Origin of the sequence: Methylobacter arcticus, assembly GCF_050917435.1 — a bacterium.
Classification (GTDB): domain Bacteria; phylum Pseudomonadota; class Gammaproteobacteria; order Methylococcales; family Methylomonadaceae; genus Methylobacter_A; species Methylobacter_A titanis.
The window spans coordinates 2,519,898-2,543,952 of the sequence record NZ_CP159583.1 but is presented as its reverse complement, the minus strand read 5'-3'; the positions used below and the strand labels follow the sequence as shown (position 1 = coordinate 2,543,952).

The 24,055-nt window shown below is 46.8% G+C and carries 18 protein-coding genes; 6 read left to right on the top strand and 12 right to left on the bottom strand.

The annotated features are described in order from the left end of the window. Positions 1-267 precede the first annotated feature (267 nt). Together ABXJ76_RS12070 and ABXJ76_RS12065 are read right to left on the bottom strand one after the other, a co-directional pair. Positions 268-4,773: an EAL domain-containing protein gene (locus ABXJ76_RS12070; protein WP_432740770.1), complete on the bottom strand. Its 4,506-nt coding sequence runs from the start codon at positions 4,771-4,773 to the stop codon at positions 268-270. Between the two features lie 182 nt (positions 4,774-4,955). After that, complete coding sequence (locus ABXJ76_RS12065; RefSeq protein WP_432740768.1) at positions 4,956-6,689, bottom strand: multicopper oxidase domain-containing protein; 1,734 nt, start codon at positions 6,687-6,689, stop codon at positions 4,956-4,958. A 374-nt stretch (positions 6,690-7,063) separates the two neighbouring features. Between ABXJ76_RS12065 and ABXJ76_RS12060 the strand changes: the two genes are divergently transcribed. After that, positions 7,064-8,671: a protein adenylyltransferase SelO gene (locus ABXJ76_RS12060; protein ID WP_432746513.1), complete on the top strand. Its 1,608-nt coding sequence runs from the start codon at positions 7,064-7,066 to the stop codon at positions 8,669-8,671. 93 nt (positions 8,672-8,764) lie between these two features. Here ABXJ76_RS12060 and ABXJ76_RS12055 read toward each other — a convergent pair whose 3' ends face one another. Together ABXJ76_RS12055 and ylqF are read right to left on the bottom strand one after the other, a co-directional pair. After that, complete coding sequence (locus ABXJ76_RS12055; protein ID WP_432740766.1) at positions 8,765-9,598, bottom strand: AlbA family DNA-binding domain-containing protein; 834 nt, start codon at positions 9,596-9,598, stop codon at positions 8,765-8,767. 81 nt (positions 9,599-9,679) lie between these two features. Further along, on the bottom strand, positions 9,680-10,600 hold the full coding sequence (gene ylqF, locus ABXJ76_RS12050) for a ribosome biogenesis GTPase YlqF (protein WP_432740764.1): 921 nt from the start codon (positions 10,598-10,600) through the stop codon (positions 9,680-9,682). Positions 10,601-10,746: 146 nt separating this feature from the next. On the opposite strand from ylqF, the gene yfbR reads away from it, so the two are divergent. Beyond that, a complete protein-coding gene (gene yfbR / locus ABXJ76_RS12045) occupies positions 10,747-11,346 on the top strand; it encodes a 5'-deoxynucleotidase (RefSeq protein ID WP_432740762.1) in 600 nt (199 codons plus the stop codon). A 182-nt stretch (positions 11,347-11,528) separates the two neighbouring features. Then, positions 11,529-11,744 carry a hypothetical protein gene (locus tag ABXJ76_RS12040; protein ID WP_432740760.1) on the top strand — a complete coding sequence of 72 codons (216 nt, stop codon included), beginning with the start codon at positions 11,529-11,531 and terminating at the stop codon, positions 11,742-11,744. On the opposite strand, the gene mepA is transcribed toward ABXJ76_RS12040, so the two are convergent. From mepA to mtgA, 3 genes are all read right to left on the bottom strand, one after another. Beyond that, positions 11,719-12,513 carry a penicillin-insensitive murein endopeptidase gene (mepA, locus tag ABXJ76_RS12035; protein WP_432740759.1) on the bottom strand — a complete coding sequence of 265 codons (795 nt, stop codon included), beginning with the start codon at positions 12,511-12,513 and terminating at the stop codon, positions 11,719-11,721. The two genes, ABXJ76_RS12040 and mepA, sit on opposite strands and share 26 nt — an antisense overlap. Positions 12,514-12,649: 136 nt before the next feature. Then, entirely contained in the window at positions 12,650-13,564 is a 915-nt protein-coding gene (locus tag ABXJ76_RS12030; RefSeq protein WP_432740757.1) for an MlaA family lipoprotein, read from the bottom strand. A 100-nt stretch (positions 13,565-13,664) separates the two neighbouring features. Beyond that, complete coding sequence (mtgA, locus tag ABXJ76_RS12025) at positions 13,665-14,384, bottom strand: monofunctional biosynthetic peptidoglycan transglycosylase (RefSeq protein ID WP_432740756.1); 720 nt, start codon at positions 14,382-14,384, stop codon at positions 13,665-13,667. A gap of 202 nt (positions 14,385-14,586) precedes the next feature. On the opposite strand from mtgA, the gene ABXJ76_RS12020 reads away from it, so the two are divergent. Beyond that, the gene (locus ABXJ76_RS12020) at positions 14,587-15,573 is read left to right on the top strand and encodes a lysophospholipase (RefSeq protein ID WP_432740754.1); all 987 of its coding nucleotides are present in this window, start codon (positions 14,587-14,589) and stop codon (positions 15,571-15,573) included. Between the two features lie 69 nt (positions 15,574-15,642). Here ABXJ76_RS12020 and ABXJ76_RS12015 read toward each other — a convergent pair whose 3' ends face one another. From ABXJ76_RS12015 to ABXJ76_RS12005, 3 genes are read right to left on the bottom strand one after another with little or no spacing between them, the layout of a single operon-like run. Continuing rightward, positions 15,643-16,302 carry a potassium channel family protein gene (locus tag ABXJ76_RS12015; RefSeq protein WP_432740752.1) on the bottom strand — a complete coding sequence of 220 codons (660 nt, stop codon included), beginning with the start codon at positions 16,300-16,302 and terminating at the stop codon, positions 15,643-15,645. Positions 16,303-16,304: 2 nt separating this feature from the next. Next, positions 16,305-16,607: a potassium transporter TrkG gene (locus ABXJ76_RS12010; protein WP_432740751.1), complete on the bottom strand. Its 303-nt coding sequence runs from the start codon at positions 16,605-16,607 to the stop codon at positions 16,305-16,307. Beyond that, positions 16,604-17,770, bottom strand: coding sequence for a TrkH family potassium uptake protein (locus ABXJ76_RS12005; protein WP_432740750.1), 1,167 nt, complete (start codon positions 17,768-17,770; stop codon positions 16,604-16,606). The genes ABXJ76_RS12010 and ABXJ76_RS12005 overlap by 4 nt, the downstream gene beginning before the upstream one ends. Positions 17,771-17,998: 228 nt before the next feature. Between ABXJ76_RS12005 and ABXJ76_RS12000 the strand changes: the two genes are divergently transcribed. Next, the gene (locus tag ABXJ76_RS12000) at positions 17,999-18,943 is read left to right on the top strand and encodes an IS1595 family transposase (RefSeq protein ID WP_432740442.1); all 945 of its coding nucleotides are present in this window, start codon (positions 17,999-18,001) and stop codon (positions 18,941-18,943) included. Positions 18,944-19,100: 157 nt separating this feature from the next. Further along, positions 19,101-22,529: a mechanosensitive ion channel domain-containing protein gene (locus tag ABXJ76_RS11995; protein ID WP_432740749.1), complete on the top strand. Its 3,429-nt coding sequence runs from the start codon at positions 19,101-19,103 to the stop codon at positions 22,527-22,529. Positions 22,530-23,023: 494 nt separating this feature from the next. Here ABXJ76_RS11995 and ABXJ76_RS11990 read toward each other — a convergent pair whose 3' ends face one another. Both ABXJ76_RS11990 and ABXJ76_RS11985 read right to left on the bottom strand, forming a co-directional pair. Continuing rightward, the gene (locus ABXJ76_RS11990; protein WP_006893693.1) at positions 23,024-23,233 is read right to left on the bottom strand and encodes a cold-shock protein; all 210 of its coding nucleotides are present in this window, start codon (positions 23,231-23,233) and stop codon (positions 23,024-23,026) included. Between the two features lie 247 nt (positions 23,234-23,480). Further along, positions 23,481-23,969: a flavin reductase family protein gene (locus ABXJ76_RS11985; RefSeq protein WP_432740748.1), complete on the bottom strand. Its 489-nt coding sequence runs from the start codon at positions 23,967-23,969 to the stop codon at positions 23,481-23,483. Between the last annotated feature and the right edge of the window lie 86 nt (positions 23,970-24,055).

The following is a 24,055-nucleotide window of genomic DNA, read 5'->3' as shown; positions in this document are numbered from 1 at the left end:
CAACTGCTCCTGCGTTGCTCTCGATTGCTGTTCCAGACGCAATTCTACCTCCCCCGTCCTTGGGTCGTACCTCCTGCATAATCCACAGGGATGTGGTGAATGCAGATATTGCATAACGCCATGGATGGCGTGTAGTAGAGCAACGCAGGAGCAGTTGCCGAGAGCAAATATCTGCCCATGCAGTCGTCCGTGTTCTTCGTGGTTAATTTCTAAATATGAATGCTTTCACAGTCTCGGGAGCATGGCAACCAGACCCCCGTCCCTTAACTATGGCGAAACATCAGTCATACAGACTTGATTCCGCAATAACTGGGCAAACTCTTCGGCCGGCAGGGGTTTGCTTTTGATGAAACCCTGATAAGTATCGCAGCCTTTTTCCTGCAGGAATGCCAGTTGCTCAAGCGTTTCTACGCCTTCGGCTAATACCTTAAAGCCTAAAATATGCCCCATCGCAATGATCGTCGCGGTAATTTCCATATCGTCTTGTGCCGAGGGAATATCATCAATAAAGCTTTTGTCAATTTTTAGCACATTCAGCGGAAAGCGCTTCAGGTAGGCCAGCGACGAATAACCGGTGCCGAAATCGTCAATGGCCAGTCGAATGCCTTGAGCGCGCAAATTATTGAGTACCTCGACGGCTTTTTCTTCGTTTTCCATTAAGCCGCTTTCGGTTAACTCCAGTTCTAACCGTTCGGCCGGAAAGCCGGTTTCGTGCAACACCTCTGCTACCAGAGCGCTGATGTCGCTACGGCGGAACTGGTGCGGCGATACGTTGACTGCTAAGGTTAACGGCGGCAAACCGGCATCTATCCAGTGTCGGCCTTGCAGGCATGTTTCACGCAGCACCCAGGCGCCAATCTTTAGAATTAAACCGGTTTCTTCAGCAATAGGGATAAAACCGGCTGGAGAAATCAGTCCATTGACTGGGTCTTGCCAGCGTACCAACGCCTCTGCGCCGATGATCAAGCCGCTGACGATGTCGATTTGTGCCTGATAATAGACGCACAATTCCTGTTGTTCAGTGGCGCGACGCAGGCGAGCTTCCAGGGCGATGCGTTCACGGGCGATAACGGTGAATTCTTCGGAAAAGTAGGCAAAACAGCCGCGCCCTTCATCTTTGGCACGGTAAAGTGCAATGTCGGCATTATCTATCAGGTTTTCAGGGCTGTCGCCGTGCTGCGGAAACAAGCTAATGCCTATGCTGGCGCCGATTATGACCTCTCGGCTTAGCTCAGGATAGGTAATGCTACTTTGCAGCAATTGAAAGGGTCGGCCCAAATCGGCGACAATATCCTCGGCGACCCGCGCTGCATCTTCCGGATGGGTAATATTTTCCAGCAGAACGACAAACTCATCACCACCCAAACGAGCAAGCATATCGACATCGCGCAATCTGGCTTTGATACGGGCAGCGACTTGTTGCAGTAATTCGTCACCCGCCAAGTGTCCCATGCTGTCATTGACCGCTTTGAAATGATCCAGATCAAGCATCAGCAATGCCAGTTTTTTGCCGTCACGTCGTTCCATTTCGATGGCATGCGTCAGTCGCTCCCATAGCAGGCGGCGATTTGGCAGTGCCGTAAGCGGATCGTAATAAGCCAGATTGTGAATAGTTTCTTCAGCTTCTTTATTTTTGGTGATGTCGGTGAAAGCGGAAACGTAGTTAGTGACCTGGTTATTCGCATCGCTAACTGTGGTAATACTGAGCCATTCGGGGTAAATGTCGCCATTTTTGCGTTTGTTCCATATTTCGCCTTTCCAGTAGCCATCCTGTTTTAAGCTATGTTGTAACGCTTGGTAAAAGTCGGCATTCTGACGGCCCGAATTAAGCAAAGCGTGGGTTTGTCCAATGGCTTCTTCAGGGCTATAGCCGGTGATGCGGGTAAACGCCTTGTTGACTTTCAGAATAATCTGATTGGCATCGGTGATGGACATACCTTCTTGCGATTCAAAAGCGGTTGCGGCGATGCGTAGCCTTGCTTCGGCCTGTTTCTGCTCGGTAATATCGCGAAAACTCCATACTCTGCCGACCACTTTATGGTCAATTATCTGAGGGATGGAATAGCGCTCGACGATTTTTCCATCTTTAAACTCAATAATATCGAAGGAGTGAACTTCCGGAGTTGCGTACAGTTCGGTTGTTTTTCTTGAGAAAGCCTCGGAGTCTTTGATTTGATTAGGGTCGTACAATAGTTCTGGATTGCCGTCTTTAGCGTTCATTTTGTCGGCGATAATTTCATCGGGAATTTGCCACAAATCAGCGAATTTTTGGTTATGCAGTAGCCAGTTATTATTCAGATCCACAGCCAGAATGGCCTCGCCGGTGGATTCCAAAGTAGCTCTTAGTATCGATAGCGATTCCGCTATTTGTAACATTGACCGGCTTCGTTCAATCGCCAATTGTGCCAGGCCGGCATAGTGGCCTATCAGGTCGATTTCGCTATCGGTTGGTTGCGTTGGTAGTCGATGATAGATGGCGAAAGTGCCGCTCACCTTCCCCAAGTTGTTTTTAATCGGCTGTGACCAGCAGGATTGTAAGTTGGCTTGCTTGGCGAGATCGCGATACGCTTCCCAATAAGGATGCTGCTGTACATCTTCCACGATAACACGCTCGCCGAGATACGCCGCCGTACCGCAAGAACCGACGCCGTCGCCAATGGTCGTACCATCAATGGCTTGATTGTAAAAGTCGGGTAAGCTGGGTGCTGCACCATAGCGTAGCTGCTTATTATTTTCATCCAGCAGCAAAATTGAGCACAACATAGCGGGATGTAGCGCTTCAATTTGAAGGGCTAATTTATTCAATACTTCGGGTAGGTCGACTCCCCGGTTAATCAGTTGAAGAACTCGATTTTGTAAAGCCAGTTCATCGGTACGGGTACGTAAATCATTTTCGACGGCCTTGCGCTTGGTGATGTCGCGCCAACAGGCATGGACAATAAGCTTGCCATGCACTGTCATAGGCGTTAGCGACACCTCGACAGGAAAGAGTGATCCATCGGCTCGCAGATGCTGCCATTCGAACCGGTGATAACCCACCTGCACAGCAATGGCTATCATTTCAGACGCCTTTTCCTCTGAGGATCGACCATCGGCTTGATAGTCCGGAGATATTTCACCGGGTCTGCAATTGATCAATTCAGATCTTGAGTGATACCCGAGTTGCATCAAAGCAGTGGCGTTGCAGTTGATGAATCGACCTTCTTTGATAAGCAAAATGGGGTCTCTGGAATCTTCAAACAGGTGCCGAAATGCCTCTTCGCTTTCGCGTAAGGCGACTTCCGCTTGTTTGCGTTCAGTAATATCCTGGATGGTACCAACCAGTTTTACGGTTTTTCCGACGTTGTCGCACTCGATGTCGCCATGATCGATGACCCAGCGTGTTTTGTTATCGCTAGGGCGGACGATTATATATTCCATTGAAAACTGTTCGTGATTACGGATTATTGTCTGATGCTGGTCAATGACCTGTTGACGGTGTTGCGGATCAATCAACTCCGTCCAATTGGGGATATTCCGTTCAAAGTGTGCATCAATGCCGAAAATCTGATCCAGCATAGGTGAGCTTTCCCAGCGATCACTTGCAAGGTCAATCACGTAGTAACCTATGCCCGCAGTATCGTGCGCCAGACGTAACAGTTTTTCGTTGCGGTCGGCTAATTGATTTTTTCGTTTTTGCGTTCTATAGGAAGCTAACAGGATTAAGGTAATAACACCGGTCAATAGACTAATGACTACGGCAATTTTGACATATTGAAGCAGTTTTTTTTGATCGGCTTTAGGATCGGGATCATAACTAAAACCTTGCAAAAATTGATCGTTTTCAACCATGCCCGCTTCGATGAATGTTTCCGCCATATGTCGCCAGCGCCAAGGATTCATGTGCCCTAAATCAACTATATCAGGCACTATCAATGAGCGTATTGCCTCGGCTTCAAATTCAAGATGGTCCCTGGATTTGGTCACTTTATATTTGTTAAGTAACAGATCAATAATTTCTTGCGGGTGATTCATGGCGTAATACCAGCCTTCGAGACTGGCTTTACGGAAGGCTTTGACGCGTTCGGGATGCTGTTTAAGCTCGTCTTCCGTGGTGAACAGGATGTCGCTGTAGAAATCGACGCCGTAGTTGCGCGGGTTCAGCATGGTGAATTCAATGCCTTGCTGCTTTAGAAAATAAGGCTCGTTGCTTAAGTACGAATTAAACGCGTCTACTTTGCCAGCGACTAGATCGCTAATGTCATAACTGCTGGGGATGACGTGAAGACGGCCAATGTCTATGCCCTCATTATTGAACATCGCGACAAAGTCGGCGTCCATGGTTTGATCCATTAGCATGATTTTTTTCCCGACTAAATCGTCAGGTGAAAAAATGCCGACATCTTTGCGTGCGATTAACACCGAAGGAGAATGCTGGTATATCGCAGCCAAGGCGACTAGCGGCGCGCCGCGCAACCGTTCCAGCAGTAATTCGCTATTGGCCTCGCCATATTGGGCATGGCCTTGAAGGACTTCCTGTACCGGTTTTTTTTCCGGGGTACCTTCGTCGATAATGACGTCGAGTCCGGATTTTTGGTAATAACCTTTTTCTAACGCCGCATAATAGCCGGCGAATTGAAACTGGTGATGCCAGCGTAGCTGTAGATGAATGGGTTCTGCTGATGCCGAAAAGCAACCGCAGACCAGTGCTACAGCAAGTATAGAGCGGGTTCGCATCATATTGATGTCATCGGCGTTCTCTGTTTGGTAGTCGTTTTTATAGTACATGCGCATAAAAAGCGACGGTCTTTTATCGAGAGGTATTATCTATCGAGAGGTATTATCCGTAGTTGAGATTGGCTTAGGTATAAGGAGGCGGCATTGGTCGCCCTTGTGCCTAGTCTTAAGAATATGCTGCCTTTAGGTAATGAAAGTCGGCTAGGGCGGGCAGAAAAGCGCTGCCCACCCCGCGCGGCTTATTTGTTAAGCAGTTTACGAACGCGGTCGTAAATCATCTTCCGGTTAATGATCAGCACATAGCTTAATAGTCCCAGCAGTAAACCGAATACTAATTTTCCAAAAGCAGAGCTTTCCTGTTCGGCTTGCGGAGTTGCAGGCGCCCATTGTGCTTGTACGGTTTGTACTGCAACTTTAGAGGGTTGGTAGTCTGCTTTCAGATCAGGTAGACCTAAGCTGTGCCAGGCATCGTAATCCTGCCATATCGGATACTTGCCTTTCCATAATCCCTTGGTGAAATAAGGTGCAAGACTCATGCCGTGCGATTTGGGAATGCCTTTTTCATCCAGAAAATCTTTATAGACGACCAGGCTGATATCACCGCCTTCACCGATACCATTCGTGGTAAAGGCTTTTTCGACATGGTCATGGAACATCCAGATGCCTTGGCCAAAGCTGTTTAAGCCGTCATCGGTACCGTTCAATTCCAGATCAATACGCTGTGCCGGCACCATGCCGTGTACATCGCGCTGGATATAGGAGCCGGGGCCATTATCGACGCCGTCATAATGAGTTATGGTGGGCTTATGACCGTGGATATGCAAAGCCATGGCTTCGGTGTGACCATTCAGAACCCGCAGTTTAACTTTTTCATCCTTTTGCATTTCAATCAACGATTCCCTTAAGGTATAAGGGAAAGACCGACCGTTGAGCATGAAATAATCGTCGGTGGCATCGGTGCTGTCGTATTCCATGTTCATGTGCTTAGCAATCAGACGCGGGTCGTTGGCTGACCGGGCAACAAGCTCATGTAATTCTTTATCTGCCGATTGATAATGCAAGTCGTACTCGCGGGCATATTTTTCCAGCACTGCTACCGAAGGATGACGTACTTGACCGGCGCCGACATTCAGCGTTTGCGGCCAGTTATTGGGACGGTTTTCCTCAACAATAAACATACCCTGTAAACCCATGGGAATATGAGTGTGCGGTTGGACATGGCAGTGGTAATACATGGTGCCCGGTTGGCGTGGTTTGATCACGTAGGTTTTACTTTCGCCCGGCATAATATCCATGTTGCTGGTTTGCGCAACACCATCATTGCCGGTGCCGGCATGATCCATAAATGGATGATCGATACCGTGCAAATGTAAGGAATGCGGCAAATAATGGGTATTTTCCACAATCAGCCAGATTACGTCATCCTGCTCGACGCGAATGACCGGAGACGGTACGCGCAGCAATGGATTAGCAATCGGCTCGTAAATGCTCAGTGTAGACATATCGCGGGTTTTTGGAGCAAAAACCCAAAAAGTAGGTTGTATGCCCGGCGCTATATCGAAGGTGGTGGTGGGGTCTTTCATATCCGGCGAATGGCCGTTGAGTTCGGCAATTTCGAGCCGGATAATGATTTTATCAGGGTCGCCGTCGCCATCGATATCGTCCGACATCGTGATGGCGTCGGCAGCGAGTTGGGTTTCCATCAGTGTTTTCATGGAAATGCCGTTGGTACCCTTGACAAAGGCGGCGATGTCAGACGGATTGTCGGGATTACATAGCCGTGAAGCCTGTATTTCTACGCCATCAATGACTTGTGCTTTACGCCATTCGGGAGAAATAAAGTCGGAACAGACTTCTTCTACCGGCCCCATATCTACCTTGGCCGTAGGAGGTAAATCGCTGGCCGCTTGACTCCATGAGTGTGTAAGGAGCATTGTTGCGCCCCAAATGAAGGTAAGAAGATTTTTATGCATACGACGGCCTCAGATTAATTCATTAAATAAAATGACACACCGCCAACTCAAAGCGGAGGTTTTTAACGCGATCATTTTAACTGAATATTAAGGGGAATTCATGTTTAACGCTAGAATAAACATGAATTATCAATTTAACGGTTCACCGAATATGGACTCAGCTTTATACCTAAATGTCTACGAGACACGATCATACTGGTAGGGACGCCTGCCCCGATAGAGCGGGAAGCAAATTCAGACATAGGAATGCGAATGTTCGTAGACACTCAGTGCGTTCTAAATAACGTGAGAGCTTCGAATGTGATCCTCGCTATGGCGATAGGATGATTCCGATTTAGAGCTGTATATATTAATGAGAGATTTTTATGATTATGATGGATTCCCAAAAAAAAATATCGCGACTTGATGACTTGATTTTCGATAATCGTTTTACACGCGAGTTACCTGCTGACCCTGAAATTGCCAATAATCGACGTCAGGTATTCAGTGCCTGCTATTCTCGGGTGTTGCCGACTCAAGTTGCCGAGCCGCAAACAGTCGCTTATTCCCGGGAGGTTGCAGAGCTGCTGGATTTGAGCGAGGAGGTCTGTCAATCTGCCGATTTTACCCAAGTGTTTGTCGGTAATCGTCTGTTACCCGGCATGGATCCTTATGCGATTTGTTACGGCGGACACCAGTTCGGCAACTGGGCGGGACAGCTTGGTGACGGTCGTGCGATTAATCTGGGCGAGGTGGTCAATTGTCATGGCGAGCATTTAACCTTGCAGCTGAAAGGTGCAGGTTCCACACCGTACTCAAGGACTGCGGACGGATTGGCTGTATTACGCTCCTCGGTGCGCGAGTTTTTATGCAGCGAAGCCATGCATCATCTGGGCGTGCCGACCACGCGGGCATTGAGTTTGATATTGACCGGCGAGCAGGTGGTTCGCGATATGTTTTACAGCGGCGACCCCAAGCCGGAACCGGGTGCCGTGGTTTGCCGGGTTGCGCCATCGTTTACCCGTTTTGGCAGTTTCCAGATTTTCGCCGCCAGAGGCGAGATCGATCTGATGAAAAAATTGCTGGATTACACTATCCGCACCGACTTCCCGCATTTGGGTGAGCCGTCGCGTGATGTTTATCTGGCTTGGTTTGCAGAGGTCTGCCGCAGAACGGCGGAAATGATTGTGCACTGGCAGCGTGTCGGCTTTGTTCATGGCGTGATGAATACCGATAATATGTCGATACTCGGTCTCACCATAGACTACGGTCCCTACGGCTGGCTGGAAAATTACGACTCCAACTGGACGCCCAATACCACCGATGCGGCGGATCGGCGCTATCGTTTTGGCAATCAGCCGCAAATCGCTTTCTGGAATCTGGGGCAACTGGCCAACGCCATTTATCCACTGATAGAGCAGGTTGAACCCCTGCAACAGGCGATCAATGTTTATACTAAAACCTTTGAGCAGGGCTGGCAAACCATGGTCGCCGCCAAGTTGGGCTTGAATACGTTTGATTCGGCAACCGATGACGAGCTAAACACCGAGTTGTTGATGCTGTTGCAATCGGTAGAAACGGATATGACCATTTTTTACCGCAAGCTTGCGCTACTGGTCATGGATATTGAACTCAGTGACGAGGCTTTGATGGCGCCGCTGATGGAAGCCTATTATGTGCCGGAGCAGATAACCGATGCTTACCAAGCAGGTCTTGGCAACTGGCTCAGATCTTATATAAAGCGGGTTCAAGCTTCCGGGATAGCCAATACTGAGCGACGCAATATCATGAACGCTGCCAATCCCAAATACGTTTTACGCAATTATCTGGCGCAACTGGCGATAGACAAGGCAGAGCAGGGCGATTTTTCGATGGTTAATGAGCTATTGGAGTTGTTGCGCTATCCCTACGATGAACAACCCGGCAAAGAAGAATTCGCGTTAAAACGGCCTGACTGGGCAAGGCAACGGGCGGGCTGTTCGATGTTGTCGTGTAGTTCTTAGTTTTGTGTTGAGTTAAAGAAAAATGACGAGCAGGTAAATCAAGAAAATATAGCTAAGTGGTTGAAAAATTAATTTTTTTGTTCTTCCTGCATATTATTTAACGCGCTTCCATCTACCGTGAATATAATCTAAGGCTTCCCGAATATTCAAGTCACGAGTTCCGCCACCGGTTCTAACAAAAAATTTTGGTGTATTGCCTTGATCTAAAAATACAGGTCTGGGGGCAGGGGAAACAATAAGACGACAAACCTCGTTATTATCAATTACATGAAATAATACATGGACAAATTGGCAGAGATCAGTGCCCAAGTTGTTTGAAATAGCGGCCATTAGATTTTGTTCAAAACCATCCTGGTTCGGTTTTTTTAGGGTTTGATAATCCTTATCCAGGCCGATAATCTGGCCATCGTCCGATACACCAATCAGCAATGTTCCACTGAGATGACTATTCAAAAATCCTGCGAGTGTTTTTAGAACAACGCCTTCCAATGAGCGATTGACGCGTGATTCAACCATATCCCAACGCAACGAAGATTTAAATTCCAAATAAGAGCCTTCACCTTTCTGAATAATCGACAGTAAATCTTTATCTAATTCGGTTTTTAAGTGATCAATATTGACTAGGCGTTGATGAATAAATTTGTATAGCACCAGAGATAATAGCCCAAGCATCGCGCCGATTTCGGCATAAAATATAAGCAATGCAGCGCTTTCATCGGATAGATTTCCGGTAAAAAGAGACGCGATTTGTTTTAAAACATACTCGATTGATGACAGCGGATCAATGGTCTGTTCACGTGCATAGATGTAGTCGTAACTTGGAGCCAATACAAAAATGCCAATTATTGCGCCAGTCAGGGCAACGGTAAGATAAACCTTTAATTGTTGACGCCAAATTGACAGCATCAGTAAGAAAAATCTTTTCATGATTTCGTTTAGTCCTCTCGTTTTTGTCCGCAGCTATAATTAACTTAACTAGAACTTCTTGGCAACTCTGGGTGACACACGTTAACTTGCGCCCTTCCATTTCTGTTTCCGGGCTTTTTTCTTGGCTTCTTTCTCCGCCCGAATAATCACCAGTTCCGTCAGTTCTTTTTCCATCATGCCCGGGGTTTCCAGGCTGATTCTGCCGATGGTTCCGGCGCGGAATTCAGACAGCAGGATTTTGGACACTTTATCCATCTCGATGTGTCCGCCTGAGCGCAGGCAGCCGCGTTTTTTGCCGATGGCTTCCATCAGCTGTTGTTCGCTTTCCGGGGCTTTTTCCAGCTGAAAACGGGTTTGCAGTAAATCCGGGTAATGCTGTAATAGGTACTCGGCCGCGAAGAAGGCGACATGCTCATGAGTGATGGCGGTGTCCTTGATCGCGCCGGTGGTCGCCAGTCGGTAGCCGCTATTTTTATTTTCGACGTTGGGCCACAGCATGCCGGGCGTGTCCCAAAGAATAATGCCGTTACCGATGTCAATACGTTGCTGGTTTTTGGTGATGGCCGGTTCATTACCGGTTTTGGCAATTATTCTTCCAGCCAGTATATTGATCAGCGTGGATTTGCCGACATTGGGTATGCCCATGATTAGCGTGTGGATGAGTCTGCCGCTGCTTTGTTTGGTCGGCAGCATCTTATGGCACAGTTCGGTCAACTGGCGCATTTTTTCGGGCTGTTCGGTGGTTAACGCCAGGGTTTTTACGCCTTGTTCCTGCTCCAGATAGGTTTGCCATTGTTGCGTAATCTCAGGGTCGGCGAGGTCGCTTTTACTGAGTACTTTGATGCAGGGTTTGTCGCCGCGCAGGTCAGTCAGCATGGGATTTTGGCTGCTGAACGGGATGCGTGCATCCAGAATTTCGATGATTAGGTCAACCTTGGGCAGGATTTCTTTGACGGCTTTACTGGCCTTGTGCATATGGCCGGGGTACCACTGAATAAGCATGATGTTTATAGTCGGGTAAAATGATATATTTAAGCATCATAGACGTTGAAGCAACAGCTATAAATAATAAAAAGTGGGTAACTCATAAACATTATCTGCAGACTCCGATAGCAAAGCCTCTTTTTTTTGAACAAATAGATCAAAATATGAACCCAATAACAAGCAGTTTTTACGCCTATTTATCGCGACTAAGATGGATTAAACGTTGGGGACTCAAGCGCAATGCGCATGATGAAAATGTGATGGAGCATAGTTGGGAAGTGTCGGTTATTGCGCACACGCTAGCCTTGATTAAAAACCGCTATTATGACGGCAATGTCGATGCCAATGCGGTTGCTACGGCGGCTTTGTATCACGACATTACTGAAGTGATTACCGGCGATTTGCCGACGCCGATCAAATATCATTCCCAGGAAATCAGTGCCGCTTACAAGCGGATTGAGCATCAGGCAGAGTTGGAACTGCTGGATCTTTTGCCGATTGAGTTACAGGCGGATTTTCAGGTACTGATTCAGCACGATAAAATGCCGATAGAGCATGTGCAGATTATCAAGGCGGCGGATAAAATATCGGCTTATCTCAAATGCCAGGCTGAATTAAAAGCCGGGAATTTGGAATTTGAAACCGCCGCCGCCCAATTAGCTTTAACTATCGGTGCATCAGAGCAACCGGAAGTTATTTTTTTTATGAAAGCATTTGTGCCAAGTTGCGGGTTGACGCTGGATGGATTGATGAAAACTTATTGATTTGGGTAAAGGGTAAAGGGTAAAGAATCTACGGCCTAACACCAGTCGACCTGAACTTGAGCTTTAATTATCTAAATTTAGGCAAAAAAATTAAACAGACTAATCAATCAGAAAATTGGATTCTATAAAGCATGAGTGGACACTTGGATAAATTTACACGGTGCAGTACCCACGGAGACGTTGTGAAGCATCGCTACAGCATTGAGCAAGCCAGAATATTATTGGACATTTTGAAGTACCATAACGCATCAACCATGCTGCCTTCGTTTCATCAGGTCAAGCAGGAATCGCTTGATGAGGCGCTGGATAAGCTGAGGTTGGAGTTGTCCGAATTTATAGCAACGGATGACGGGCTTGGCTTTATCGTCCCGATTAGGGATGAGAAGGGCTTAATTTAGTTTGGTTATTGGCTTTTAAAACAACATCACATAGCGCCGGAAGTGCGAGCGGTTCCGGTTTTTTGGCTGCTGGAATCGGCATTTTGGCTTCCTCTGAAAACCACCAGGCCAATGAAGCATCGCAGCCATCCCTTTCAGAAGGGGATTCTTGCCCAGTGCAATTTTGATTATCCAGTGGACATTTGAGGCGCACGTGAAAGTGATCGTCATGTCCCCACCACGGACGGACTTTTTTTAGCCAGTCATGGCTTGTCTTACGTGTGCATAATAGCTGTTTGATGCTGGCGTTGACAAAGATGCGGTCGACTTCGGGTCTGCGTGCCGCCGCTTCAAGAATTTTCTCGTGAGTAGGTGACCATTGATCGTCATTGATAGCATCCGATTTGGCGACAAGAACTGAGGGAGCTCCCCAGGTTTCACGCTCATTAAATTCCAGGTTTCGGCTTGCGGCTTGCTGTGAAAGCAAATACCAGATATCGACATCAAGTCCAGTTTGATGGCTGCGATGGCCGCTTAAGGTCGGTCCGCCGCGCGGTTGTCCCAAGTCGCCAATCAGCAAGACTCCCCAGTGCTGTAAATTCGTCGTCTGCGCTATGTTTTCGATAAATCTTATCAAGTCGGGATGCCCATAAGATCGACTTCGTGTGGGGCGCATCATTTGATACCCTGTGCCATTTTGAGGTAACGAGACAGCACCGCTCAAACAACCGGCCGTATAAGAACCAATACTCTGTGCGCTATCGCCGATTTGTACTGTTTGCTTGACCATTGCCCAATTATTTGCAATAGGAGATGAAGAGCATTCGGAAAAAACAGCTAACAATAAGAAAAATACTGAAAGGTTCATTTTAAAAACAGATTGCCAATAACATTAAGGGCGACCGGTCAGTCGCCCTGTTTTCGGCTTACTTAGTAACAGGTTCCGACAAGTCCAGAAAGTGCTTGGAATTATCAGTTACGGGGGCAAGGCTTGAGCTATTGTTGTTAGTTGCCGGTACGGCACTGTTTGTTTTTATAATCACTGCAGCCGGTACAGCGCTGTTTGCAGCTTCAGTATCCGCTTCATCTTCGAGCTGGAGTTCGTCTTCTTCAGGAACATTGCCGTCATGGATTAGGTATTCACGACGCTGCTGGTAAGCATTTTTGATAAAGGAATAACGGTCGATAGAAGCTTCATCAACAATCTTCTCTGTCGGTATCAAATCGGCGCGGGTATCGGTGACATCAATAGCTTTTGCTCCGCCATTGATCGCGCTGACAGCAGCGCCGCCACCGGCAAAGACAAAAGTATAGGTCAATGGATTTAATAAAGCGTCGCCAACAGCCCCGACGACGCCTCTAGGTGAGCTGGGTCCCATAAACGGAATTACTAGGTAATTACCTGACGGAACACCCCAGAAACCTAAGGTTTGCCCGAAGTCTTCGTGATGTTTGGGTAGGTCAATCATGGTTGCTACATCAACAAAACCGGCAACGCCAGCTGTGGTGTTAATCAGGAATCGACCGGCATCCATACCGCCTTGTGCCATCTTAAGTTGCAGAAGGTCATTAACGGTTACGCCGATATCGTTAAGATTGCTGAAGAAATTGGTGATGCCGTTATCAACGAATTTTGGCGTTATTGACAAATAGCCTTTTGCTACGGGCTTTAAAATGGCCTTGTCCAGATCGTCATTAAATTCTTGCGTGCCGCGATTCCAGCCTTCCCAGGAGTCTGTTTCGTTGACTTTTGACGTGGTCGCACAACCTCCAAGCACACTTGATATAACCAAACTATTCACTAATAAACGAGTGTTGATGATAGATTTTTTCATACGCATGGTTTATCTCTATTTACAGGGTGTTGAGGTAATGGGAAGTCTGTCTCGGAACAGTTATTATATTTTGGGCCGATTATATCAGACACAAGTCATAAAAAACTCATTGATTTTGCATTTGCCGGAGTATCCAATATTGTCGCTTAAGTAAGTATCTTGATGGCTGTTCTGCCCTCAGGAGTATAGGATTAGGTAAGGTTGCTGCCAATAATGCCGCTTGAGATCGACTGATTTGGCTTGCATGGACACCAAAATAGTGTTTACTTGCGGCCTCTATGCCAAATAGATGATCGCCGAATTCGGCGATATTTAAGTAAACGACCAAGATGCGATCCTTACTCCACAGCAACTCGATCAGCAGCGTGAACCAGACCTCCAGACCTTTGCGAACAAAGCTTTTTGACGGCGTTAAAAATAAATTCTTGGCGACTTGTTGAGAAATAGTACTTGCCCCCCTAAGCTTACCGCCGTCCATATAGTTATCAATAGAAGATTGTATGGAATGCAAATCAAAACCGGAGTGTTGAAAAAACCGTTGATCTTCGGAGGCAATAACCGCCGAAGAGGCATGGGCCGAGATTTTCTTTGCGCCGACCCATGAGTATTTAATAGTCTGGAACGAGCCGTCGACCCATAAATCTTCAATATGCCGGTATACCATAAACGCCGACGTTGGCGCAGGCACCCAGCGTAACAATACGCACAAGCCTATCGAGGTAGCCAGGAAGGTGAGCAGCAAATAAAGCACTGCTTTACGCAAGAGTCGCTTGATGGATAATGAGCGGCTATTCCTGGTTTTGGGGTAACGGGATTGTCTTGCCAAAGTGTAATGATGATTAATGGTGGTGTTAACGGGTTAAAGCCCTGTGTTGCATTGATATATATGATAAAGCCTTAATTCAGGTTTGGATAGCCACAACGCTTAACCGGTGCTTAATGATTTGCCTGTTAGTGCGGTAGGCGCGGATTTATCGTCGTTACAATGGTTATAATAAAAAACTTCTCGCACAGATTCGACTCAGCGTATGAAACTCAGATACCTATCAATTGCACTGCTGACGCTAAGCGGCTGTATGCCTATGATTTATCCGCCCGGCGCACAAAACAATAGGGCGCAACTTGGCGCGAATATTTTTCTGACCGAGGACGGGGCAAGTTTACCGTTACGTCATTGGCTGCCAAAAACTGAACCGCATGCGGTTATTATTGCACTGCATGGCTTTAACGATTACAGTCGTTTTTTTGATTTGCCTGGTGAGTATTTCAGTCAACAAGGTATTGCCAGTTTCGCTTATGATCAACGCGGTTTCGGCATGGCACCGCAACGTGGTTTGTGGGCGGGGTGCGAGGCCTATATCAAGGATTTGCAGGTTTTGGTGCGACTGGTCAAACAACGCTATCCGAAACGTCCGGTTTATCTGCTCGGAGAAAGCATGGGTGGCGCGATAGTTATTACGACTATGAGCCAGGTGGAGATGCCGGAAGTCGAGGGTATTATTCTCGCTGCTCCGGCGTTATGGGCCAGGTCAACCATGCCCTGGTATCAAACCGGTTTGCTTTGGACGCTGGCGCACAGCCTGCCTTGGCTGACTTTAACCGGAAAGGGCGTACACGTCGTGGCATCGGATAATATCGACATGCTCAGAGCCATGGGGCGTGACCCGTTGGTTATCAAAGCGACTCGCGTGGAAACGGTGTATGGCTTGACTGATCTGATGGATGAGGCTTTTAACAGCGCCGCGTCGCTACGCGGACATACCCTGATGCTATACGGTGAGAAAGACGAAATCATCCCCAAGGAGCCGACTTATGCATTTTTGCGGCAATTTCTTGCAGCGGATACGGCCAATAAAACGGTCGCGATATACCCGCACGGCTATCACATGCTGTTACGCGATTTGCAAGCACCCACCGCGTGGAAGGATATAGCGGCATGGATTAACGCGAGCCCTGATAAACTTCCGTCGGGTGCGGATGATAGGGCGCAGCAGTTGTTAAGTACTGGGTTATAACGGCGATTTGATGCTGTTAGGTGGAGCGCGGACATGGCGCTTGCAGCCGACCTCAGAGTATGAAAGTCCTTACATGGCTTTGCCATTGGACCATTTTTCATGCAATTGCTCATATTCGTCAGTCGTTGTCACCAGCACAACTTCATCGCCTTGTTTAAGTTTAGTATCCTCGTCGGTTGGCTGAAAAACGTTATCCCGATAAAGAAATATCACTCGGGAGTGTTTCGGTAAATCCAGGTCGCCGACCGGTTCTTCGCAGGTTTCGTCGGCGATAAAGCTGAACAAGCGGACATTGCCTCGGATGATGATCGCCGACAGCTCCAGAATATTTCTTCCGGCAGCGATATTCGCTAAATAGCGGGCATTGTTAAGCGTAGGAATAATGGTATCGTTCAGTCCCAGTTCTATGCAGATGTGCTCGAACTCAACATCTTCGATCCGGGTGATGACCCGCTGAATCCCCAGCGAACGCGCCACCAGGCTGGCGATAATATTGGCTTCATCGCTCTTGGTCAGGCAAAACAGGACGTCGATAGAATCGGGATCGGTCTCTTTTAGAATGGCCGGTTTACTGCCATTGCCATGCATAAACACGCAATCGATTTTTTCTATCAGCTCATCGATTACCGCCTTGTCTTTTTCAATAATGATGACTTCATGGTCGACTTGTAGCAGCAATTCTGCGGTCGCTATCGCCAGAGAAGAGGCGCCAATAAATACAATTTTCAAGATTAACTCCCCACCTTGATCCAGGTGCGCGGATAAAGAAATATCAAAAAAGCCAAAAATTCGACTCGTCCCAGTAGCATATCGACAATCAATACGATTTTCAGTCCCGGTTCCAGTCCGGTTCGGGTAATTCCGGTCGACAAATCGGCGGTCGAACAAGCCGAAACAACCTCAAGCAGGGCATTCAGCGGCTCGTAACCGGTTATCAGGAAGGGCAGCCAGGAACATAGCACGGTGCCCATGAAGATTAAGATCAGCATTAACGCTTTTTCTATTTCATGGGAGTCCAGTTTGTCATTGCTCAAATGCCGTTCCAGGACGGCATGAGCGGGCAGCGTGTACGCTGAATAAAAAACTGTAACAATCGCAGTACAATCAGTAAGCGCAGGATTTTTATACCGCCGGCAGTGGAGCCAATAGACCCGCCGATCAGCATCGAAAAAATCAGGCTCAGTTTGGAGGCATTATCCAAAGCGACCACATCGACATTGGCAAATCCTGTCGTGGTTTGAGCCGACAGTCCCAGAATCACGGCGTGTTTAAGTCTCAACAAGGTATTTTCGTCGTTTCCTCCAGAACAAAAAAACAGCAAGCCGATCACCCATATCGATAGCCCCAACAACGCCCGAATTTCCAGATTGAATGACAATTCCTGGATGCCGTTTTGGACAAGCCGGTAATAGAACGGCAAGGAAACGGCTCCCAATACGCCGCACAACACGATCATAAACTGGATAGACCATTGATCGATAGCCGCAAGACTTGAATCGTAAATGGAAAATCCGCCGGTCGATATGCCGCTCAATGCGTGGGTCACCGCGCTCAATGGCGCGACGCCTGCCATTAATAACAGGCTGATGGCAAACACAGTCAGTGCGCAATAGATAGTGAGCAATTTAACCGAATGCGCACGCGCATTGCCTAAAATATCCCGACTATCACTGATGTCGCCCATCGCCAGACGTCGGGCGGCAAGCCCCTTATCCTGAAATAGCAAACCGATTGAAAAAACAACGATGCCCAAACCGCCGTACCATTGCATCCAGGAACGGGCGAATAGAAACCCCGCTGAATGTTGCTGTATTTGACTCAGCGTACTCAAGCCGGTTGTGGTCACTGCCGAGACCGCTTCAAAAAAAGCATCGATGTCACTCAAGCCTTCACTCATAAAAGGAATACAGCCCGATGCCGCAGATAGGAAAAAAGACAGCGCGGAAATCACTAGCACTTCATTATCCGCGATGTCTTCAGGCGCCTGAATCCGGGATAACGGCAGGCAGATGGCGCTGAGAACCGCCAATGTACCTAACTGGTTAATCATAAATGCCCAGTCGCCGTTCAGCCACGAGACTGAAATAGGGACTAACCTCAAGACAATGACGACAAGACCGATGTGAGCAAGATAGCGGGTTAAGACCCGATAGCGCACTGGCTGAGCCAAGGCAGGGGAAACATTAGAAAAACTCATGTCAAACGTGCTCCTGGATAAATGATGATCCTAATTTAGCACTATTTAGGTGTTCATCCATAAGAAATGAAAGTAGCAAAGCCGATTCATCGAGAGAGGAGAGCCGTTAACTATTTTAGTTTTAGCATAAATCTACCTGATTACCCATAAAGAACAGCCAATGTTACAAAAATGTCTATACTGACAGTATCTACATATGCAGTATCTACATATAAATGGGATAACGTCATGAAAAACAAAGTTCAATTTCAAAAAGGCTATAGCCTAGGCGAGTTCATGAAAAATTATGGGAGTGAAGATCAATGCCGAAAAGCCTTGTTTCAGTGGCGCTGGCCTCAAGGCTATGTTTGTCCTGAATGCGGCGGGCAAAGCTACTGCACCCTGAAAACACGAGCGGTTTATCAGTGCAATCGCTGCCACCATCAACATTCCCTCATTAGTGGTACCATTTTTTCTGCGACGAAACTCCCGTTAACGATTTGGTTTCTCGCGATCCACTTGACCACACAGGCAAAAACTGGCGTTTCTGCCCTTTCACTGCGCCGCCAATTGGGTGTTTCATACAATACCGCCTGGAGCATCAAACAGAAGCTGATGCAGGTAATGAAGGAGCGTGATGATAGTAAGCTATTATCCGGCGTCATCCAGCTGGATGACGTGTATTGGGGCGGCGAACACCGGGGAGGCAAGCGTGGACGGGGTTCCCCCAACAAAACACCTTTTGTGGCGGCGGTGTCGGTCAACGAAAAAGGGCATCCTATTGCCATGAGCATGACTGTGGTCAAGGGGTTCCGCTCCAAAGAAATCGCTCGTTGGGCTAAGCGCCACCTTAGCACCGACAGTCACGTGGTCTCGGACGGACTGGCCTGCTTCGCCGCTGTTAAGGATACAGGATGCCAGCACACCTACATCGTAACCGGTGGCGGCCCTGAATGTGTCTCACTGGAGTCTTTCACTTGGGTAAACACCATGATAGGTAATGTCAAAAGGTCGATTGACGGGGCGTATCACGCTATCAATCACAAACACCTTCCACGCTATTTGGCAGAGTTTTGTTATCGCTTCAATCGGCGATTTGTCCTTGAGGATATGCTGCCCCGCCTATGTTACGTTGCAGCCAGAACGCCACCTATGCCTATGCGGCTACTGAAGATGGCTGAGGATTATGGGTAATCAGGTAAATCTAAGAAATAACCACGAAGAACGGTGGCGTTAAATTAAGATGTTGTTTTTTTGCCTGCGTAGGAACCGGCAAAAACAGTTTACAATGTCCGAGTATATTCATTACCTGTTGAACCCTGTGTTACCTATGAAAATCATTAATTTCTCTATGACTAGATCAAAGATTCATTCCTTGCTGTTTTTCCTATTTATGATCACCGTATCTTTAACCGGGGCGTGGACTAAAGCCACTGCGGCGGATGCCGGGCAAAAAAGCGCAACGTTTGACATCAATAAAGACACGTTAAAGGCCAGAATCGATGCTATCAATTCCCGGGAAGGTATTGATGAGGCGACAAAATCCAAGTTATTGTTTATTTATCAGACAGCCGAAGATAATTTGGGCAATATCGAAAAGTTTACAGAGCAGGCCATGGAATTTAAAACGGCTATCAAACAAGCGCCCGAGCAAACTAAAAAGCTGCAAAAAGAAATCGAGCATGTTCTGCTAAAAGTTTCCAAGCAAAAACCAGAAGATTTTAGTCGGATACCGGTTGAGGAACTTGAGCAGCGGCTTATTATTGAGAAAGGGAAAATCAGTAATCTGGACGAGCAGTTAAAGAAATTTGAAAATGAGCTGACGGTGCAAAATAACCGTCCGCAGTTGATCCGAGAAGAAATGCTGGCCGCCCAGCAAAGTTTGGCCGCAGCACAGAAAAAGTTGGGAATTCCTGCCAACAAAGCCGATGCAAAATTGGAGGTTGAAGCCAGGCAGGTGGAGCTAAAAACCTTGATTGATGCGCGTACTACTGAGTTAAAAATGCTTGATGTTGAAGCTATCAGTAATCCGGTCAGGGTCGAATTACTGAAAACCCAATCTCAGTTACTGGATATGCAAAAGACGGCGCTAACTCCGATTGTTGCTGCAATCGAAAGCCTTACTTTCGAACTGCGCCAGCAAGAGGCGAAACAGATACAGGACGCACTCAGTCAAGCAGAAAAAGCAGTTTCCGACAAGCATGTTCTGATCCAGGAAAGTACTAGGGATAATATTCAGTACAGCCGTGATTTGCAGGATATTACCGCCAAAATTGAACAATACAGCGAACAAAAAACCAAAGTTGAGGCCCAAGCCAGTGAAATTGAAGTCGACTTTAAAAGTGCCGAAAAGAAAATCAGTCTGGCCGGATTAAGTCCGGCGTTAGGCAAGATTTTACGCGAGCAGCGGCGTAATTTACCCGTTCAGGATGAATTTGAGCAGCAGTCCCAGACTATTCAAAACGAAACTGCCTTGACCAGTCTGGCGCAGTTTAAAGTCGAAGATAAGCTAAAACGGTTGATGGATATTGACGCAGATCTGAAGGACATGATGAGCCTGCAGGTTGATCAAGCTTTGCCTGTCGAGCAACGCATGATGATACAGGCTGAATTACGGGTGCTGCTGAACAATCAGAAAGAGTTGCTCAACAAGCTGTCCGTTGCCTACGGCACGTATTTGCGCGCGTTGGGCGATTTCGATTTTGCCCGGCAACAAATGATCACTCAGGCCGGTAAGTTTGCTATTTTTCTGGATGAACGCTTGTTGTGGGTGCCAAGTTCTGAGCCAATTAGCCTGGGATATATAACCGATTTGTATCATTCGACGCAATGGCTGTTGTCGCCGTTTAACTGGATGGCGGTGATTAAAGATTCGTTTAAACTGACTTTTCAGCATCTATTTTTGATCTTTGTTGCGGTCGTGTTTTTTATTGGTTTGCTATTGTCTAAAAATTGGGCGAAGTTAAAATTAGCGGCTATATCCGGCAAGGTTGATAAAATTTATACCGATAATTTTTATTACACTTTAAAAGCCTTGTTTTACAACTTAATACTGGTGTTGCCGCTGCCGTTACTTTTTAACTATGTAGGCTGGTTTTTAAGTAGAGATGTTCAAGTTGACGATTTCACTAAATCCGTCGGTGACGGATTGCAGGGCGCGGCATTGACGATGTTTTTTCTGCAGTTTTTCTATCGCCTGTTTGCAGTCGATGGCATAGCGCGCAAACATTTTCAATGGCAAGAAGCATCAGTTAGTTTGTTGCGCATGCAGATTGGCTGGATCCGTTTTATTGCCGTGCCGGGGATGTTTATTATCAGCAGCACCAGTGCCTCAAAATTTTCGGTGCACAGCGACAGTATCGGCCGTCTAGCGCTGATCATTATCATGATTGCCATGGCGATTTTTGCGGGTCGGGTGTTAAAGCCTTCGACCGGGTTGGTAAAAGATTATATCAATAATAACCCTGAAGGATGGACGGCTAAGCTGCGCTATGCGTGGTATTTTGCGGTCATCAGCATACCGTTGGTTATTATCGGTTTTGCGGTCGCCGGCTATTACTTAAGTGCATTGGAATTGCAACAAAAACTCATTATTACCCTACGGCTGATTTTTCTGAGCATCATCATTCATGCGATGGTGGTTCGCTGGTTAACCCTGGTTAACCGGCAATTGGCCATTGCTAATGCCAGACAGAAACGTAAGACGGCAGTGATTGCCGAAAAGCAATTGGCTGGATCGGAAGACCCGGTGTTGCCGGTTGACGAACAACAAATCGATATTCCTAAAATAAACGCCCAAACCATAAAGCTGTTGAATGTTTTTATCGGTTTTACGCTGGTGATCGGTTTTGGCATGATCTGGAAAAACATTCTGCCCGCCTTCTCATTTTTGGAACAAATTGTGCTTTGGCAGCATCTGGTTAATGTCGATAATCAGGAAAGTTATCAGCCGATAACCTTGATCAATCTGTTGCTGGCCGGTTTATATATTTTTATTATTGTGGTCTCGATACGGAATTTTCCCGGCGTAATGGAATTATTGGTATTTAGACGCTTGTCGATAGAGGCGGGCGGTCGTTATGCAGTTAATCAGCTGGCTAAATATGTGCTGTTTTCCATAGGTTTTATTAGTGTGGCAAACGAGTTGGGCGGCAGTTGGTCGCAGGTGCAGTGGCTGGTTGCCGCGCTCAGTCTCGGTTTGGGTTTTGGCTTGCAGGAAATTTTCGCCAATATGGTGTCGGGTATTATCCTGCTGTTTGAACGTCCGATACGGGTCGGCGATACCGTTACCATCGGTGATGTCAGCGGTAAAGTCAGTCGTATCCGAATGCGGGCGACAACATTGATTGACTGGGATCAAAAAGAATTGATTGTGCCGAATAAAACCTTTATTACCAGTCAGTTGGTAAACTGGACCTTAAGCGATGCCACTACTCGCCTGGTAATTCCTATCGGCATTGCCTACGGTTCCGATGTCGAGCTGGCGCATAAAGTCATGATCGATACGGTAAAAGCGATGCCGCTGGTGCTTGCCGAACCTGAGCCGAGTGTATTGTTCGTCGGTTTTGGCGATAGCTCGTTGAATTTTTCTATCCGTCTTTTCGTCAGTGAATTGGCAAATCGACTACCGACCACGCATGACTTGCACTTCCGCCTTGAAAAAGCTTTCCGTGAGCATAAAATAGTCATTCCATTTCCGCAACGGGACATTCATATTCGTTCTGTCATGCATGAAAACGGTGAGATAAATCATGATGTGCAGCAAATTGTCGGAGGATAGCCAAGAAGTTACATTCCCGACATGCAATGCGTGTTAACCGGTTCGGAAACCGATATTCAAAAGCATTGCTTAGTTGAACCGGCGTTGTTCGCCAGACGTAAGCGAGTTTATCTTTTGATGTTGGTAGGTCCAGCAAGGTCCAGTGATGTGGCCCATCAGAATCTATTGGGTGCAAAGAAAGCAATAGAAGGACTGTCGCTTAAAATAGGATGGTGATGCGCAATGATTAACGCGATCTGGATTAATTTGAATAGGTTGTTGTCTATGCCCTAACAAATTAAAAGGGTGTACACGGCAAGTACATGCAGTTTGTGCATGATATTGCAATTTAGGAGAGGGTTGCTCAAATAAAACGAATTTCTCGTCTAAAGAGTTTTTTAAAGCCCATCAGTATTTAGTCTTGGCTTGCTATGCTTACAAAAGCCATAAATGGTTGACTAAATATGAGCTTGGCCCAAAAGTCGATAGACCTTTGGGCCAAGTATATGAGTTTGTTACGCTGGGGTTACATTCTCGGCTTGTGGACCTTTTTGACCTTGAGTTACTTCCATAGTAACTTTTTGGCCTTCTCTTAAGGTCTTGCGGCCTGCGCCGTTAATTGCACTGTGGTGAACAAAAACATCTTTGCCACCTTCCTGCTCAATAAATCCAAAACCTTTTTCATCATTGAACCACTTAACGGTACCTACAACTTGCTCTGACATATCACACTCTTACTTAAAAAATCGCCAATTTTTGTTGGCTTACAAATCCCAGCTTCATAAATAAAGCCGGCTCAAACTCTAACCGGGGCAAATAATAGCATTAAAGATATGAGCAGAGCAAAATATTTTAACTAGGCTCAAAGATAATTCTATTAGGGCCGTAATGCCGGTATTAAAAAAACTTTAAGGGGCGTGATTTTTTGCGAAATTTACCTTGCTGCATAGCGTTTAAAGGGTATTTGTTGGGTTATGGTTGGGGCATAAGTTGCTGGTAATTGCCTCGATAATACAAAAGGGGTTCTCCCTCGCGGCACACGCAGTCTTGTACTTCGCCGATTATAATCCAGTGAGTGCCCGCGCGAACTTCTTCTATGACTTTGCATTCCAGAGACATGAGACTGTTATTCAGAATGGGGGCGCCGGTAATGCCCGCTGTCCATGGGGTGTTTTCAAACCGTTGCTGTTGGCTGCTGCCTCCGGCAAATTGATTGGAAACGTCTTGTTGAGTTGAACTTAAAATATTGACAGCAAAGTGCTGGCTTTGTTTGATTCCCGTGCCGGTGTCAGCGGATTCATTTAGGCAAACCAATATTTGAGGTGGATTAATTGAAACGCTTGAAAAGGCGGTCACTGTCATGCCCTGAATGCCGAATTTTTCAGAGTGTGTCGTAACAACGGTGACGCCGCTGGCCCATAGTTGCATCGCTTTTTTAAAATCATCAACACCAACAGTCATTAATTCCCCCGGTTATTTGTTATAAAGATACTGCCTTCTTTTTGGTTTAAAAAAATAAAGAGTAGGCGTTTTTTTTAAATTGTACG

Coding starts and splice junctions, on each gene's coding strand:
- ABXJ76_RS12000 (WP_432740442.1), top strand. CDS start 17,999: ATGAAAAACAAAGTTCAATTTCAAAAAGGCTATAGCCTAGGCGAGTTC.
- mepA (WP_432740759.1), bottom strand. CDS start 12,513: ATGGTCAAGCAAACAGTACAAATCGGCGATAGCGCACAGAGTATTGGT.
- ABXJ76_RS12005 (WP_432740750.1), bottom strand. CDS start 17,770: ATGAGTTTTTCTAATGTTTCCCCTGCCTTGGCTCAGCCAGTGCGCTAT.
- ABXJ76_RS12060 (WP_432746513.1), top strand. CDS start 7,064: ATGGATTCCCAAAAAAAAATATCGCGACTTGATGACTTGATTTTCGAT.
- ABXJ76_RS12020 (WP_432740754.1), top strand. CDS start 14,587: ATGAAACTCAGATACCTATCAATTGCACTGCTGACGCTAAGCGGCTGT.
- yfbR (WP_432740762.1), top strand. CDS start 10,747: ATGAACCCAATAACAAGCAGTTTTTACGCCTATTTATCGCGACTAAGA.
- ABXJ76_RS11990 (WP_006893693.1), bottom strand. CDS start 23,233: ATGTCAGAGCAAGTTGTAGGTACCGTTAAGTGGTTCAATGATGAAAAA.
- ABXJ76_RS11995 (WP_432740749.1), top strand. CDS start 19,101: ATGACTAGATCAAAGATTCATTCCTTGCTGTTTTTCCTATTTATGATC.
- ABXJ76_RS11985 (WP_432740748.1), bottom strand. CDS start 23,969: ATGACTGTTGGTGTTGATGATTTTAAAAAAGCGATGCAACTATGGGCC.
- ylqF (WP_432740764.1), bottom strand. CDS start 10,600: ATGCTTATTCAGTGGTACCCCGGCCATATGCACAAGGCCAGTAAAGCC.
- ABXJ76_RS12030 (WP_432740757.1), bottom strand. CDS start 13,564: ATGCGTATGAAAAAATCTATCATCAACACTCGTTTATTAGTGAATAGT.
- ABXJ76_RS12055 (WP_432740766.1), bottom strand. CDS start 9,598: ATGAAAAGATTTTTCTTACTGATGCTGTCAATTTGGCGTCAACAATTA.
- ABXJ76_RS12065 (WP_432740768.1), bottom strand. CDS start 6,689: ATGCATAAAAATCTTCTTACCTTCATTTGGGGCGCAACAATGCTCCTT.
- ABXJ76_RS12070 (WP_432740770.1), bottom strand. CDS start 4,773: ATGCGCATGTACTATAAAAACGACTACCAAACAGAGAACGCCGATGAC.